We start from the raw sequence: 15,657 nt of genomic DNA on the forward strand, positions 1-15,657 counted from the left end.
TTCGAGGGGCCATGAGAATCGAGCGAATGACGACGAAGGCCCAAGAGGCCATACGAGAGGCTGTCGATCTCGGCAGCCGCCGGGGAAATCCCGAGCTCTATCCCGAGCACATCGTGCGGGCGATCGTCGGCCAGGATGGCGGCGTCGGCGCTCCCCTCGTGCAGAAGGCAGGCGCCGACCCGGCAGGGTTGCTGCGCCTCCTCGACGCGAAGATCGACACCTACCCTCGCGTGAGCGGCGGCGCCGAGCCGAACCTGTCGCGGCGCGCGCTCACGGTGCTGCAAAAGGCCGAGGACGAGGCGAAGGCGCTCAAGGACGAGTACATCTCGACAGAGCACGTCCTGCTCGCCGGGACCAAGGCCGACAAGGAGATCCAGTCGATCTTCGAGCGAGCGGGGCTGTCGTACGACAAGCTCCTCGCGTCGCTCGCGGCCGTGCGCGGCAACCAGCGCGTGACGGACCGGGACCCGGAGGGGAAGTTCCAGGCGCTCGAGAAGTACACACGCGATCTCACGAAGCTCGCCCGACAGGGCAAGATCGATCCGGTGATCGGTCGAGACGAGGAGATCCGGCGCGTGATTCAGGTGCTCTCGCGGCGCACCAAGAACAACCCGGTGCTCATCGGTGAGCCCGGCGTCGGCAAGACGGCCATCGTCGAGGGCCTCGCGCACCGGATCGTGGCGGGAGATGTGCCCGAGTCGCTCAAGGACAAGACCGTCGCCGCGCTCGACCTCGCCGCGATGGTCGCAGGCTCGAAGTTCCGCGGGGAGTTCGAGGACCGGCTGAAGGCGGTGCTCAAGGAGATCGAGGGCTCGAACGGGCGCATCGTCCTGTTCATCGACGAGCTCCACACGCTGGTGGGCGCCGGCGCGGCCGAGGGCGCCATGGACGCGGCCAACATGCTGAAGCCCGCGCTCGCGCGCGGAGAGCTGCGGTGCATCGGCGCGACCACCCTCGACGAGTACCGGAAGCGGATCGAGAAGGACGCGGCGCTGGAGCGGCGGTTCCAGCAGGTGCTCGTCGCGCAGCCCAGCGTCGAGGACACCATCGCCATCCTGCGAGGCCTCAAGGAGAAGTACGAGGTCCACCACGGGATCCGCATCCAGGACGCAGCGCTCGTGAGCGCCGCGGTGCTGTCGAATCGGTACATCACCGAGCGGTTCCTGCCCGACAAGGCGATCGACCTCATCGACGAGGCGGCGTCGAAGATCCGCATGGAGATCGACAGCCTGCCCACGCCGATCGACCAGGTGGAGCGCGATCTGCTCAAGCTGCAGATGGAGGAACAGGCGCTGAAGCGCGAGAGCGACAAGGCGAGCAAGGCGCGCCTCGACGAGGTGCGGCGCGAGATCGCCGATCTCCAGGGGCAGCGCGACGCGATGCGGGCGCAGTGGATGCGAGAGAAGGAGCTCATCTCCGAGCTGCGCCAGCTCAAGCCGCAGATCGAGGAGCTCAGGCTGGAGGAGGAGCGCCTGAAGCGCGCCGGCGACCTCGGGCGCGCCGCGGAGATCCATTACGGCAGGATCCCGGAGATCGAGAAGAAGCTCGAGGCGATCCGCGCCACGCTCGCGCAGGTGCAGTCGAAGGAGAGCTATCTGAAGGAGGAGGTCACCGACGAGGACATCGCCGCGGTCGTCTCGAAGTGGACCGGGATCCCCGTGTCCAAGATGCTCGAGAGCGAGATGCAGAAGCTCCTGCGCCTGGAGGACGAGCTGCGCCGGCGTGTCGTCGGGCAGGAGGACGCGCTCCGCGCGGTGTCGAACTCCATCCGGCGCTCGAGGGCAGGCCTCGGGGACGAGCGGCGGCCGATCGGGTCGTTCCTGTTCCTCGGGCCGACCGGCGTCGGCAAGACCGAGCTCGCGCGCGCGCTCGCCGAGATCCTCTTCGACGACGAGCGGGCCATGGTGCGGCTCGATATGAGCGAGTACGGGGAGCGCCACGCGGTGGCCCGTCTGATCGGCGCGCCGCCCGGGTACGTCGGCTACGAGGAGGGCGGTCAGCTCACGGAGCCGGTGCGCCGGCGACCGTACAGCGTGGTGCTGTTCGACGAGATCGAGAAGGCGCACCCGGACATCTGGAACACGCTCCTCCAGGTGCTCGACGACGGGCGCCTGACCGATGGGCAGGGGCACACGGTCGATTTCAAGAACACGATCATCATCCTGACCTCCAACCTCGGGACGCCCGCGGCCGCGGCCATCGAGGAGCGCGCGAACCTGCCGGCAGAAGAGAAGGCCGAGCTCGTGAGGAGGGCCGTCGTCGAGGAGGTGCGGAGGCACTTCCGCCCGGAGTTCCTGAATCGCCTGGACGATCTCATCGTGTTCCGGCGGCTGGAGCGCGAGCAGATGGAGAAGATCGTCGATATCCAGCTCGATCTGCTGCGAAAGCGCCTGGATCGGCGCGGGCTCCTGTTCACCATCTCGTCGGAGGCGAAGGGCTACCTCATCGAGCAGGGGTGGGATCCGCAGTACGGCGCAAGGCCGCTGAAGCGCGCCATCCAGAGGAGCATCGAGGACGAGCTCGCGAAGCGGATCCTCGGCGGCGAGTTCAAGCAGGGCGACACGGTGCAGATCGACCGAGCGGGCGGCGCGCTCACATTCACGCGCGCGGCGCCGAACTGACGCTCGTCATCCCGCGCCCGCGTCAGCGCTCGGGGAGATTGCCGGCGATGCGGCGGAGGAGGTCCAGGACGGCGTAGGCGGCGCCGAGCTGGACCTCTTCGCGATCCCCCGAGAACACGCGATCGCGCACGACGAGGCCGCCGGGGTGCGACACAGCCCAGTAGCAAAGGCCGACCGGCTTGGTCGCCGTGCCGCCGGTCGGTCCGGCGATGCCGGTGACCGAGATGCCGACGTCGACCTCGCAGAGGCGGCGGACGCCCTGGGCCATCTCGGCGGCGACCTCGGCCGACACCGCGCCGTGGCCGCGCAGGGTGTCCTCCGCGACGCCGAGCAGCCGCGTCTTGGCGCTGTTCGCGTACGTGACCGCGGCGCCGACCAGGTAGTCGCTCGCCGGGTAGCTCGTGAGCAGGTGAGAGATCAGCCCGCCGGTGCACGACTCCGATACGGCGAGCCGCCAGCCGCGGGCGCGCACGGAGCGCCCGACCATCTCCGGGAAGGCGTCGTCCCCCTCCCCGTACACGGCCGTGCCGAGCCGCTCACGGACCTCGGCCGTCGCCCTCAAGGCCAGCTCGTGCGCCATCGAGTGCGTGGCGGCGTGAGCGTGGACCTTCACGTCGACCTCCGGGTAATGCACGCGGTAGCCAAGCGTGATGCCGGGATAGGCCTCCTCCACGCCCTTCAGGAGCTCGCCCAGCGTGGACTCGGGCAGACCGTAGGTACGAAGGCGGACCTGGAAGGTGTTGTTCGGAGCGGCCGGCCGCACGCGCGGCAAGACCTGCTCGGTGAACATGCTCTTCATCTCCCGCGGCACGCCCGGCAGGAAGAAGACCGTGGACTCGCCGAGGTGGATCCCGAAGCCGGGCGCGGTGCCGGACGAGTTCGGCAGGATCTCCGAGCCGGAAGGGACCTCGGCCTGCTTCTCGTGACCCGCGTTCATCGTCTTGCCACGGCTCTCGACGCGGCGGCGGATGGCGAGCAACGTGCTGTCGTCGCGCACGAGGTCGGTGCCTGTCGCGCGCGCTGCGGCGAGCGGGGTGAGGTCGTCCGTTGTGGGACCCAGACCGCCGGTGGCGATCACCAGCCGGTGCGCGCTCGCGAGCTGGCGGACGGCGGCGGCGATGTGAACGACGTCGTCGTCGACCGTGGTGGACTCGCTGACCGTGAAGCCCGCTGCAGTGAGCTCGGCAGCGAGCCAGGCCGCGTTGGTGTTGAGGATCTCGCCGCGGGTGAGCTCGGTCCCGATCGAGAGAAGCGCGACAGCCATTGGGAAGCGGGACTGTAACTCAATCCGGAGCAAACGGAGCGCGTTTCCGGACTGTTTTGAGATCGGTCATGGTTCTCGTCCCCTCTCCCCCTCCAACGCGGCGCGCGAGCGGCGCGGCGTGCGTTCAAGGAGGATAGACGCACCGGAAGCCGAGAGCCGGCGAACGCGTGAGTACCGGAACAAGCTGCCGATTCCAGGTGCGAAGCGCCGCAGCTGCCTCGTCGGCCCACGATCCGCCGTGAGCTCCCGAAAACCCGTCCTCGGGCCGATCCGGGGCCGCCCACTCGGCGACATTGCCGGCCAGGTCGAACACGCGCCCGCCCGCGTGCAAAGCGGCGCCGTCAGGGCGTGAGCCGGCGAGCTCCGGGCCCGTCGCGCCCCATCCGCATGGGCCCGCACGCAGGCCGAAGGCAACGCGCCGGCAGACCGCGCCTGTGTCTCCCCACGGGTACCGCCGGCTCGAGGGGCCCGCCGCAGAGAAGGCCAGCTGATCCCGCGAGGGGAGCGCCCCGCCCGCAAAGGCACAGTAGCGGGCGGACTCCTCCAGGGTGATCCCCGTCACGGGGAGGCCTGGCTCACCGCGCAGCGCCAGCGAGGCGCACGCGCCGGCCGCAACGCAGACGGCGTAGCGCTGCTCGGTGACCTCGAACGCGTCGAGCGCGAACGCCGAGACGAACACCTCGCGCGCCTCGACGACGCCCTGCGCTTCCCAGTCGCTCGGCCCGAGCCGCAGCGTCCCGGCGGAGATGCGTACGGTCGCGCTCGGCGCGACGCAGCCGGCGGGGGTCGGCGCGAGGCCTGCGCCGCAGCGGCCCGGCGCGCCGGCACAGCGGCCAGCCTCGAGGCGCTGGCCTTCGCCGCAACACCGCGGGCCGATCGCGACCATCCCCGGCGCGCAGCGCGCTGGCGGCCCGGCGCGATGATGGGCGAGCGCGGTGATGCCGACGATCAGGAGGGCTGCGCCCGCAGCAAGACCGGCCTTCCAGCCGGCCACCGCTCCGGCGTCCGGTGCTGCCCCCACCTCAGGGGAGCGGCGATCCGGCAGCGTCCGCCTTCCGCCGCGCGCCGGCCGGCTCGCGTGAGACGGCGGCCTTCCCGTGCGCCGGCTTCGCTTCGATCATGGCCACGAGGCGCGCGAGCGCGTCGAGGAGCGCCCCCCGGACGCGGTCGTACGTCTTCGGACCGACGTCGCCCCGCTTCCGCGCGCGCTCGAGCTCGACGAACTCGTCGAGCAGCGCGTCGCGCGCCTCGATCAGCTCTCGCCGCTCCTCGTCGTCGGGCCCGCGGTCTTCGTCGCGCCGGCGGACCAGGTTCATAGCGGCCCCGCCGATCACGGCGGCGCCGGCCACGAGGAGCGCGATCCACCGGCCCACGCTGGGCGTCGGCAGCCCGCCGAGCGTGATCTCGATGGTCTTCAGCCCGCCTTCCACGCGGGTGCCCTGCCTCTCGGTGATCAGGATCTTCTTGCCGTCCCGGTTCTGGGTGCGCTGCGCCGCCGGGAAGCCGGCGACGTTCAGCGTCATCGACTTCGACGCCTCGGCCATCACGCGCATCTGGGCCATGCGCGGCGGCAGCTCGATGCGGATCGTCTGGCGCTCTTCCAGATTGAGCGGGACCTGCCAGCGGAACTGGCCCTCGTGCCGGCCGGGGCTCACGGTGCCGCGCAGCGCCGCACCGGTGCCCTTGACCTCCTCGAAGCGCACCTCGCCCATGCTCTCGGTCTTGTTGAACGCCTTGTAGTCGGGCGGGAGGGCGAACGTCTCGTTGGGCAGCCAGGCGACGCGGCCGAGGTTGTAGACCTGGAACAGCTGCTCCACCGAGATCGAGTCCTGCCGGAGCTGGAGGTAGATGATGCCCTGCGTCCCGACCAGCAGGTTGTTCACGTCCGGCGTGGCCTCGTAGACGTGGAGCACGGCGCGCTTGCCGGCCTCGGCGCTGAGCCCGAAATGCGGCAGCGAGAACGTGCCGCCGTCGCGCGTGACCGAGATGCCGTAGCTCGTGCCGCCGCCGATCGTGAGGCTCTCGAGCCGGACGGTGCCCGCGTCGTCCGTCTCTCGCTTCACGCGCTCGCGCGAGTCGCCCTTCGTCACCGAGCTCTGCATGATGTCGACGTCGACCGGGACGCGGGGGACGGGCTTGCCGTCCGCGTCCTGCACGGTGAGCACGAGGACGCCGGGCGGAAGGGCGGCGTCCTCCCGGGCCGTGTCCTCGGGCGCCTCGAACAGGCCGGTCGCCTGCTCGGAAGCGCGCCGGGATGCCGCATCTCTCGCGGGAGGCTTTCCCACCGGAGGGTGACCGGAAGGCAGCTCCTGCTCGACCTCGGGATGGCCCGGTGGGAGAGCGCCCGCGGCGTCGGGGGCGCCCGCGTCCGCCCCAGCCGTCGAGGCTGCAGCGGGGCTCGCGCTTCCGGCAGCCGCGGCCCCCGCCAGCGGCTTCGCCGCGCTCGGCGCCGGCGTCTTCGCATCCTGCTTGGGCGCCGCGGGCTGCGCGGAAGCCGCCTTGCCCGCCGCAGGCTGCGCCGAGGCGGCCGCCGCCGCGGGCGGGGCCGGAGCAGCCGGCTGCGCCTGCGCCGGGTGCGCGGCGGTCATGCTCAGCGAGGCGATCGCGGCCAGCGGGGTGTACCTGGTCCAGCGCATCACAACGCCCTCCTGCTGTCGTTCTCGTCGACGCCGGCCACGGCCTCGTCCGTCGCAACCTGGTCGGCCAGCGGCGCGCCGGCCGCGCACTTCGTCCCGCACTTCTTGCAAAACACGGCGTCTTCGTCGTTCAGCGTGCCGCAGGCCGCGCACGCCAGCGCCTGCGCCGCCTCGCGCTCCTCCGTCGCCGCGGCCACGTCGCTCTCGCCGTCCGCCGCCGTCTCCGGAACGCGCTCCTGCTCCGGCTGCTTGGCCCTGACGCGCTTCCGCTTCGCCGGCCCGGCCTCCGCGGCGGCGCCCTCCGGCTCGCTCGCGGCCGCGTCCACGCCCAGCTCCGGGGCGTCCACGCCGCCGTCGTCCTGCAGCCCGGCGCGCCGGAGGTGACTCGCCACGAGCGCGGCGACCTGCTCGCGCCGCGGCTGCGCGTCGGCGTCCAGCACGCGGAGCAGCCGCTTCGCCTCGGCGCGGTACTTCGCGACCAGATCGGCGTAGTCCTCGTCGCTGATCTTCCCGACGCTCCGCTCGAACTCCAGGTCCTTGAGCGCGCGCAGGACGGCCTGCTTCTGCTCCTCCTCTGCGCGCGGCGCGCCGATGGCGTACGCGTCGGCGCCGCTCAGCGGCGTCTCCCCGAGCAGTACGCGCAGGCTCGCCCAGAAGATGGCGATCACGGCGACGAGCGCGCCGCCGGCGAGCACGAGGATCGCCGCGGGCGGCCCGGCGACGAGCCCCGCGACGCCGGCGCCGACGAGCGCCGCGAGCGGCACCCCGAAGCGGGCGTAGTGCACGATTTGCCGCTCGAGCGGCGAGTCAGAGCCCCGGATCACGGCCTCGTGGGCCGTGGCCGTGGCGGCGCTTTTGGCGGACGTTTCGGCACTCATGCGCGGTCTTCGCGGTCGAGGTTCTTGAGCTCCTCGTCGAGCTTGTCGTCGTAATCGTCGCGCGCGCCGGGGACAACGCCCTTCCGGGATCGCTCGCCGGCGGCGCCCGCCTCGTCGCTCCGCCGCTTCCAGCGGCGCAGCGTCATGATGACGACACCGGCGCCGACCAGGATAGCGCCGAGCGGGAGGAGGTAGATCAGCCGCTGGCTGCCCTTGTTCGGCGGTACGGACAGCGCCTCCGCCCCGAAGCGCTCGGCGTAGGCGGCCTTGATGGCCTCCACCGAGAGCCCCGACGCGAGCGCCGCGCGGAGCTCATCACGGCGCTCGTGCGCGAAGGCGCAGGTGCACGTCCCGAGGGTCTCACGCGGGCAGCCACACGTGCAGATCACGCTCCAGAAGAGCTTGCGCTCGTCGTCGCTCTGGATGCCGACGGTGCCCGAGCGCTGCATCCCCTCCCCGAGCTGCTGGCCGTGAGCGAACTCCGGCGAGCGCAGCAGGACGACGAGGGCGATGACGCCTGCGGCGAGGAGGGTGATGCCGTGGATAAGGTGTCGTGTGCGGCTCATTCGAAGGCTGGCTGCCTGGGCTCGGCAGCGGTCGGGAGCATTGCACCGATCGCCGGCGCCCGCCCGGGATGAACGGACGCGCCGGAGGCGGGGGCGTCGACGCCGCCTGGCGCGTGCAGGATTGGCGGCCCAAGCCTCTCCTGGATGGGGCGTCCGTAGGCCTGCGACGGGCCTCCGGCGAGCAGGAAGGCGAACACGACGGACGCCACGACCGACCCTCCCGCCCGGACATAGCCGAACGCGCCGGCCTCCTCGAGCACGATGTCGGGCCACATCGCGATGAGCGCCCCGAGGACGAGGATGCCCGCGCCGAACCACATGAACGAGATCAGGTTGTTCACGTGCAGCTGGAAGGAAGCGACCTTGGTCTGGGGGTTCGCCATCCCGATGATCACGTAGAGGTCGTTCTTGAGCGTGATGTGCCGGGCGACCTCGGTCGACGGCGCCTCCGGGGTCGCCTTGTAGATGTACTTCGCCGGGCTGATCCGGCCGACCGGCGTGCCGTGGCGCTCGACGTCGAGGTCGGCGAAGACCATCCGCTTCTCGCTGTCGACCTCCATGCGCGGACCGGCGTAGACGAGGCGGTACTCCTCGATCTCCACGGCCTCGCCCGGGCGGAGGCTGATCTCCTTGTCGACGCCCCACGCGCGGCCGGCGAACCCGACGAACATCACCGCGATGCCGACGTGCACGATGTAGCCGCCGTAGCGGCGCCGCGACCTGGCGATCAGGTTGTAGAACGAGGTGAAGGGCGACTCGTCCCCGCGCTTCTGCCGCGCCGCGATGCCGCGGGCGAACTCCTGGATGACGACGGTGACGTTGAACGCGGCGATCGCCACCGTGATGAACGGGTAGGTCGACGCGAGCTTCGCGAGCGCGGCGCCGAGCTGGCCGGGGTAGATCGGGTCCACGGCGACGAACGGGGCGAAGCCCACCTTCTTCCCGAGCGAGAGGTGGAGCGCCACCGTGACGACCGTGGCCAGCACCGGCCAGCGGAAGCTCTTCCGGAAGAGCTCCGGCGACGTCTTCCGCCACCCGAGCAGCGGCGCGACGCCCATCATCAAGAAGACGACGAGAGCGACCGGAGGGAGCCACATGTTGTAGAACGTCGGCCCCAGCGTCGACTTCTGATCGAGCAGCCACTCGCTGATGCGCGGCCACACGGTCGCGACCGCGATGAAGATCATGATGCTGAAGAGGCCCCAGTTGTTGAGGAGGAACGCGGCCTCGCGCGACAAGAGCGACTCGAACTGCCCGTCGCTGCGCAGCCGCGGCAGGCGGTAGACGATCAGCGCGGTGCACGTCGCCAGGATCACGGCCATGAAGCCGACGAACCAGATGCCGATGCCGGACTGGGCAAAGGAGTGCACGCTCGCGATGAGGCCCGACCGCGTGAGCCAGGTGCCGAAGATGGTGAGGAAGAACGTCCCGCAGATGAGCGAGACGTTCCACACCTTCAGCATGCCGCGGCGCTCCTGGATCATCGTCGAGTGCACGTAGGCGCTCGCCGTGAGCCACGGGAGGAACGCGGCGTTCTCGACCGGATCCCACGCCCACGGGCCGCCCCAGCCGAGCTCCTCGTAAGCCCACAGCATCCCGAGCACGTTGCCGATGGAGAGGAACAGCCAGGAGAAGAGCATCCACTTCCGCGTCGCCACGATCCACTCGCTGTCGAGCCGGCCCGTGGCGAGGGCGGCGATGGCGAAGGCGAACGGGACCGCCGCGCTCGTGAAGCCGATGTAGAGGCTCGGCGGGTGGATGATCATGTAGAAATTGCGCAGCTGGTAATTCAGCCCGTTGCCGTCGATCGGGGCGCCCGCCACGCTCGTGCGGAACGGGTTCACCGCGAAGATCATCAGCGCTGCGAAGAAGATGAGGACGCTCATCAGCGTCGCGATGACGTAGGGCTGGAGCTCCAGGTACCGGCGCTGCAGCCAGACGACGCAGCCTCCCGAGAACAACGCGGTCAGGAACATCCACCAGAGCAGCGAGCCGTCCTGCCCGCCCCAGAGCGCCGCGATGAGGTACGGCGTGGTCATCGACCGGTCGCTGTACTGGGCGACGTAGGCGATGCGGAAATCGTGGCTGACGAAGGCGTACGCCAGCACGAGCACCGCGAGGCCGACCAGCGCGATCGTGCCGTACGCGCCGAGCCGCGCCGCCTGCAGCAGCCGCGGTCGCCCGCGCGCCGACGCGAGCCCGACGGCGAAGGTATACGCCGCGGTCACCAGAATGGCGTAAAGGACGCCGGTCCCGAACTCAGGAAGGGATTGCCACATCGTCGTGGCCGCAAGCTTAGGCTTGCCAGGCGCGCAGGGCCAGCGCACCGCACCCACCAATTCGGCCTTCACCGCCGCTGAACGCGCGCTGCTGTGCGCATGGCGCTCGCGATCGTCTGCCCCGTCCTGGCCCCGGCGCTTTTTCTGGCGGGGCTGCACCCCTGCCCCGCCGACGCCGACGCCGGCCCGCGCGCTCGCGGGCGCCGGCCGCGCTCGTCGTCGCCGCCGGCCGGCGTGGTCGGATCCTCCGCGCGACCGCGATGTGACGGAGCATGCATCACGGAGTCACCAGCGTCGTTCTCCGCGTCTTGGCCTGCGCCGCGCGTCATGTCGAGCGCGCCGGAAGCGCTTCGTTTCAGGCTCGGCGTTGAGAACGGCGCACTATACTCAGAGCATGGCGATCGCAGCCGCCACTATCCGCCCGACCGATCTCATCTACGACTGGAACGAGGTGGGCCGCGTCGGGCGCGTCATTCCGAAGGAGATCGGCTTCTTCGACGAGACCCTGCGCGATGGTCTGCAGAATCCCTCCGTCGCCGACCCGAACATCGAGAGCAAGCTCAAGCTGCTCCACCTGATGGCCAAGGTCGGCATCCAGATCGCCGACGTCGGCCTGCCCGGCAGCTCGCAGCGGGCCTTCGAGGACGTGCTCCGGATGTGCAAGGAGGTGGCAGACAACCACCTGCCGCTCCGTATCGCTTGCGCAGGCCGCACGGTCGTCTCGGACATCACGCCGATGATCGAGATCTCCCAGCGCGCGGGGATCCCGGTCGAGATCTACGCCTTCATCGGATCGAGCCCGATCCGGCAGCTCGCGGAGGCGTGGGACGTCGACCTCATCGCCCAGCGCAGCGCCGACGCGATCGACGCGGGCGTGAAGGCCGGGCTGCCCGTCGCCTACGTCACGGAAGACACGACGCGCTCGCGCCCCGAGGTGCTGGCGACGCTCTTCAAGGTCGCCATCGACCACGGCGCGTCCCGGCTGTGCCTGTGCGACACCGTCGGGCACGCGACGCCCGACGGGGTCCGCAACCTCATCAACTTCACGCGCGCCATCGTCGCCGGGGCCGGGGCGTCGGTCGGCATCGACTGGCACGGCCACAACGACCGCGGGCTCGCGCTCGAGAACGCGATCTGGGCGCTCCAGTTCGGCGCGGACCGGGTGCACGGCACCGCCCTCGGCATCGGCGAGCGCGTCGGCAACGCCGCCATGGAGCTCATCCTGCTCAACATGAAGCTCCTCGGCCTCCTCGAGCACCAGGACCTCACCCACCTCCTCGAGTACTGCACCACGGCCGCGCAGGCGGTCGGCTGGGAGGTCCCCATCAATTACCCCCTGGTCGGACGGGACGCCTTCCGCACGGCCACCGGCGTGCACGCGGCGGCCATCATCAAGGCCGAGGCGAAGGGCGACTCCTGGATGGCCGACCGGATCTACTCCGGCGTCCCGGCAGGCATGTTCGGCCGGAAGCAGGAGATCTGCGTGGGCTACATGTCCGGCGCCTCCAACGTGAACTACTGGCTCAGGCAGCGGAAGATCGAGCCCTCGAAGGAGCTCGTCGACGCCATCCTGGTGAAGGCCAAGGCCACGGACCACATCCTCGCCGAGGAGGAGATCCTGGCCGTGATCGAGCAGCACCGCGGCCGCCAGGCCTGAGCCGGCGACATCGACCGGGGGCGGGCTCCGCCCGCGGGAACGGTCCCCGGAGGTTCGGCGTTTTCGCGGATCCGGAGTAGAGATCCAGGCCGTGGCCGAGCAGGACAAGCAACCCGCAGCGGAAGCCGACCGGCCCGAGCGCCGGTCGCGGCTCGATACCGTCCTGGCCGCGATCGCCGCGCTGGTCTGCTTCCTCGCCGCGACCACGCTGCGCGACCTGGGCCCGCGATACCTGCCGCAGGCGTCGATCCCCGCGCCGCCGGTGCCCGCCTGGGTCGAAGGGCGCGCGGCCGATCTCACCGCCACGGTGCGCGACGAGCAGGGGCGCCCGCTCCAGGACGCCACGGTGCGCGTCTTCGCGCTGCGCGAGGACCGGGCGTACTTCGCCGGCGAGCAGAAGACCGATCCGGCGGGCGAGGCTCGCTTCGCCGGGCTGCCGTCCGGGGAGGCGTGGATCATGGCGTACGGCGCGGAGCGGGCTCGCGCCTCGACGCGCCTCGCGCTGGAGCCGGGCCCTCGCGCCGTCGACCTCGTACTGCGGCCCGCGAAGGTGCTGGACGTGCTGGTCGTCGACGAGGCGGAGCGCCCGATCGACGGCGCCGAGGTCGCGGTCGCGACCGCCGATCCCCTCCCCTTCGTCGCGATGACCGCCGAGGGGGGCCGCGCGCGGTTCGAGCGGCTCGGCGCGGCGCCCTACGTCGTCCGCGCGTCGGCGCTCGGCTTCGAGGACACCGTGCGGACGGGCATCGTGCCCGGGCCGGTGCCGCTCAGGCTCCGCATGGATCGGCTCGGCGCGCTCACGGTCCGGGTGGTGGACGCGGAGGGGCAGCCCGCAGGCGGCGCGACCGTGCTCGCCGCCGGCACCGGCCTGTGGCCGGCGCGCAGCACGACCACCGACGCGACCGGCGCCGCGAGGATCGCCGGGCTCCGCGACGGGGTGTACGACCTCAAGGCGCGGCGCGGCGCCGCCGTGAGCGCGACCGCGCTCGCCGTGCCCGTGAGGCGCGGCGAGGGCAAGGAGGTGAAGCTCGTCCTCGGGCCCGGCCGCCACGTGCGCCTCCTCGTGACCGACGGCGACGGCGAGGACGCGCCGGCCGTGAAGGGCGCGAACGTCGTGCTCGTCGAGCAGGGCCTGTCGGCGTTCCCGCTGCACGGGCGCACGGGCGACGACGGGTCCGTGACGCTCGGGCCCATCGCGCCGGGGTACGCGAGCGCCTCGGCCCTGGCGGCCGGCTTCGTGCCGAGGAACGCCGTGCAGGTCGACGCAGGCGCCGCCGAGGTCCGCATCCCGCTGCTCCGCGGCGGCGCGCTCGTGGGCGAGGTCGTGGACGACCGCGGCTACCCGGTCCCGGGCGCGACCCTGGAGATCGTCGGGGCCGACGCCGACGGGATGCCCATCGACGAGACCACCGCGATGTCCGAGTTCAGGGACGAGCACTTCGAGCGCGCCCTGCCCGGTCCAGCGCCGCTGATCCCGGCGGGAGAGCTCGGGGTCATGCCCGGCCCCATCCCGGATCTGCCGCGCGGCGACGCGTTCGTCCCGGCCGCCGCGGTGCGATCGGGCGACCCGTGGGTCACGCGCGCCGACGGCACCTTCCGGGCCGAGCCCGTCACCCCGGGGCGCGTCCACGCCATCGTCCGCCACCCGGAGTACGTGGAGACGTCCAGCGAGATCGTGACGCTGCAGCCGGGCGGCGAGGCCCATGTGCGCGTGGTCATGCGCCAGGGCGGCCTGCTCGAGGGCCGCGTCCTCGAGGAAGACCGCAAGCCGGTCGCCGGCGCGCGCGTCGAGCTGGCCGCGACCGCCGGCTCGCTCGAGCGGGTGACGTACTCCGCGGACGACGGCACGTTCGCCTTCGCCGCGGTCCCCGACGAGGTGCTCGTCTCGGTCTCCCGGCCCGAGTCGCCCGGGGACGTCGTGGCGCGGCTCGTCGTCGAGGTCCCGGAGCGCGAGCGCAAGGAGATCGAGGTCGTCCTCCCGAAGGTGCGCGAGGCGGTGGCGATCCACGTCACCGACGATCGCGGCTACCCGATCGACCGCGTGGAGGTGCGCGTCCTCTCGCTCGACGTCGCCGTCCCGCTCCGCAAGACGCTCTTCACGGACGACGACGGCGACGCGCGGCTGCCCGACGCCGCCGGCCTCCCGCTCCGGATCAGCCTCGTGCGCTCCGGCAGGTCCCCGCGCGTCGAGCAGGTCGACGCCGCGCCGAAGGAGCTGCGGCTCGAGATGAGCGCCGCCCTCAAGGCGACCGGCACGGTGACCGGGCGCGGCGGGCGCGAGCGGCTCGAGGGCGCGCGGATCACGCTGTTCTCGCCGACCGGGCCGCGCCGCGCCACGAGCGACGCGGAGGGCGCCTTCACGCTCGGAGACCTCGCGCCGGGCCAGTTCCGCGTGACGGTGACCCGCGACGGGTTCGCGCCGGCGACGCTGCGGGTCACCCTCGCCGGCGATCCCGATCGCCCGACGGACCTCGGGCGCATCGACCTGTTCGAGGCGGGAGAGGTCGCCGGCCAGGTCGTCGATCAGCGCGGCGATCCGGTCGCAGGGGCCCGCGTCGCGCGCGACCGCGTGCCGACGTACCTGCCGCTCGGCCCGCTGCCGCCGGGCGTCGTGACCGCCGATCGGGACGGGCGGTTCCAGCTCGGCGGCCTGCCCGAGGGCACGGCGGTGCTCGAGGCGTACAGCGCGGAGCTCGGGCGCGCCGAGTCGCAGCCGGTGCAGGTCCGGGCCGGCAGGACGACCGACCGGGTCAGGATCGCGCTGCCGGGCGGCGGCGCGCGGCAGGACCCGAAGGGCGCGGGGAGCCTGGCGGTGACGCTCGGCGAGGAGCGCCGGACCGTGGCCGTGGTGTCGGTGCCTCCGGCGAGCGAGGCGGAGGAGGCCGGGATCGAGCCCGGCGATCGGCTCCTGTCCGTGAACGGCGCCGAGGTGCGATCCATCGAGGAGGCGCGGCGGCGCCTCACCGGGCCGCTCTCGGAGGATGTCGTGGTGCTGCTCGCGCGCGACGGCGAGCGCGGCGAGACGCGGTGGCTCACGCGGGTGCGGAGGGAGCGGGTACGGCGCTAGGCGGTCGGCGGTAGGGCCCTCGACCGGCCGAGGCGCCCGGCAGCGGCTCAGGAGGGGGCGTGGCGGCGCGGCGGCGCGCGCCACCCGATCTCAGTTCTTCGCCTTGGCCAGCATGATCGCGCGGCCGTCGCCGATCTCCCAGCGCAGCGTGTGATCTGTGGCGAAGCGGAACTCCGCTTGATCGAGCCCGCCCTCGGGACGGAGGAACGCGACGGTCACCTGATCGCCCTCCGCCTTGGCCACCTTGAAGGTGCCGCTGCGCGGCGTCTCCGCAGGCACGGTCACCGTGACCTTGCTGCCGTTGAACTCGAGCGCCGTCCCCTTGACCCATCCGGTCGCCTTCGTGAGCTGTTCCACGGGGGCGTTCTCGATGGAGTCGCCATACCAGCGCCCCTGAAGGCGATCGCGAGGGGTCTTCGAGCAGCCCGACACAGCGGTCAGCGCCATCGCCAGGGCCAGAGCGGTCATGATGCGGTTCTGCATGGGCCTTCCTTCGGGGGTCTCGGGGTCCCCGGTGTGGAAAATGCTACGAAAAACGGAACGACGGGGCCAACAATGTAGGATGTTTCTGCACACTTACGGACATAGCGAGCTCCGGCCAGGGGGGTGGATGCCGCGGCTTCTGGGGAAGGCGAGTTCGCGCTAGGGTTCCGCCGGAGGAGCCGCGCGGAAGACGCGCTCCTTCGCGG

The 15,657-nt window shown here is 71.8% G+C and carries 10 protein-coding genes; 3 read left to right on the forward strand and 7 right to left on the reverse strand.

What is annotated here, in order from left to right; translation table 11 throughout:
- The first annotated feature begins 11 nt into the window (after positions 1-11).
- Positions 12-2,621, forward strand: coding sequence for an ATP-dependent chaperone ClpB (gene clpB / locus WMF36_RS42710; protein ID WP_437576599.1), 2,610 nt, complete (start codon positions 12-14; stop codon positions 2,619-2,621).
- 22 nt (positions 2,622-2,643) lie between these two features.
- On the opposite strand, the gene WMF36_RS42715 is transcribed toward clpB, so the two are convergent.
- From WMF36_RS42715 to WMF36_RS42740, 6 genes are all read right to left on the reverse strand, one after another.
- The gene (locus WMF36_RS42715; RefSeq protein WP_437576600.1) at positions 2,644-3,885 is read right to left on the reverse strand and encodes a CinA family nicotinamide mononucleotide deamidase-related protein; all 1,242 of its coding nucleotides are present in this window, start codon (positions 3,883-3,885) and stop codon (positions 2,644-2,646) included.
- 124 nt (positions 3,886-4,009) lie between these two features.
- Positions 4,010-4,879: a formylglycine-generating enzyme family protein gene (locus WMF36_RS42720; RefSeq protein WP_437576601.1), complete on the reverse strand. Its 870-nt coding sequence runs from the start codon at positions 4,877-4,879 to the stop codon at positions 4,010-4,012.
- A 28-nt stretch (positions 4,880-4,907) separates the two neighbouring features.
- The gene (locus tag WMF36_RS42725; protein ID WP_437576602.1) at positions 4,908-6,521 is read right to left on the reverse strand and encodes a carboxypeptidase-like regulatory domain-containing protein; all 1,614 of its coding nucleotides are present in this window, start codon (positions 6,519-6,521) and stop codon (positions 4,908-4,910) included.
- Positions 6,521-7,345, reverse strand: a complete 825-nt coding sequence (locus WMF36_RS42730; protein WP_437576603.1) for a hypothetical protein — start codon at positions 7,343-7,345, stop codon at positions 6,521-6,523. Before WMF36_RS42730 ends, WMF36_RS42725 begins: the two co-directional genes overlap by 1 nt.
- Before the next feature lie 50 nt (positions 7,346-7,395).
- Complete coding sequence (locus tag WMF36_RS42735) at positions 7,396-7,965, reverse strand: cytochrome c-type biogenesis protein CcmH (protein ID WP_437576604.1); 570 nt, start codon at positions 7,963-7,965, stop codon at positions 7,396-7,398.
- The gene (locus WMF36_RS42740; protein WP_437576605.1) at positions 7,962-10,244 is read right to left on the reverse strand and encodes a heme lyase CcmF/NrfE family subunit; all 2,283 of its coding nucleotides are present in this window, start codon (positions 10,242-10,244) and stop codon (positions 7,962-7,964) included. Before WMF36_RS42740 ends, WMF36_RS42735 begins: the two co-directional genes overlap by 4 nt.
- A 394-nt stretch (positions 10,245-10,638) precedes the next feature.
- On the opposite strand from WMF36_RS42740, the gene WMF36_RS42745 reads away from it, so the two are divergent.
- Positions 10,639-11,901, forward strand: a complete 1,263-nt coding sequence (locus WMF36_RS42745; protein ID WP_437576606.1) for a LeuA family protein — start codon at positions 10,639-10,641, stop codon at positions 11,899-11,901.
- Between the two features lie 91 nt (positions 11,902-11,992).
- Positions 11,993-14,968: a carboxypeptidase regulatory-like domain-containing protein gene (locus WMF36_RS42750; protein ID WP_437576607.1), complete on the forward strand. Its 2,976-nt coding sequence runs from the start codon at positions 11,993-11,995 to the stop codon at positions 14,966-14,968.
- Between the two features lie 90 nt (positions 14,969-15,058).
- On the opposite strand, the gene WMF36_RS42755 is transcribed toward WMF36_RS42750, so the two are convergent.
- Complete coding sequence (locus tag WMF36_RS42755; protein WP_437576608.1) at positions 15,059-15,451, reverse strand: hypothetical protein; 393 nt, start codon at positions 15,449-15,451, stop codon at positions 15,059-15,061.
- Positions 15,452-15,657 lie beyond the last annotated feature (206 nt).

Origin of the sequence: Sorangium sp. So ce887 (genome assembly GCF_051521455.1) — a bacterium.
Classification (GTDB): Bacteria; Myxococcota_A; Polyangia; order Polyangiales; family Polyangiaceae; genus Sorangium.

Bases quoted from the DNA above. Each gene is read 5' to 3' on its own strand.
- clpB (WP_437576599.1), top strand. From the start codon at position 12: ATGAGAATCGAGCGAATGACGACGAAGGCCCAAGAGGCCATACGAGAG.
- WMF36_RS42715 (WP_437576600.1), bottom strand. From the start codon at position 3,885: ATGGCTGTCGCGCTTCTCTCGATCGGGACCGAGCTCACCCGCGGCGAG.
- WMF36_RS42725 (WP_437576602.1), bottom strand. From the start codon at position 6,521: ATGCGCTGGACCAGGTACACCCCGCTGGCCGCGATCGCCTCGCTGAGC.
- WMF36_RS42735 (WP_437576604.1), bottom strand. From the start codon at position 7,965: ATGAGCCGCACACGACACCTTATCCACGGCATCACCCTCCTCGCCGCA.
- WMF36_RS42740 (WP_437576605.1), bottom strand. From the start codon at position 10,244: ATGTGGCAATCCCTTCCTGAGTTCGGGACCGGCGTCCTTTACGCCATT.
- WMF36_RS42745 (WP_437576606.1), top strand. From the start codon at position 10,639: ATGGCGATCGCAGCCGCCACTATCCGCCCGACCGATCTCATCTACGAC.
- WMF36_RS42755 (WP_437576608.1), bottom strand. From the start codon at position 15,451: ATGCAGAACCGCATCATGACCGCTCTGGCCCTGGCGATGGCGCTGACC.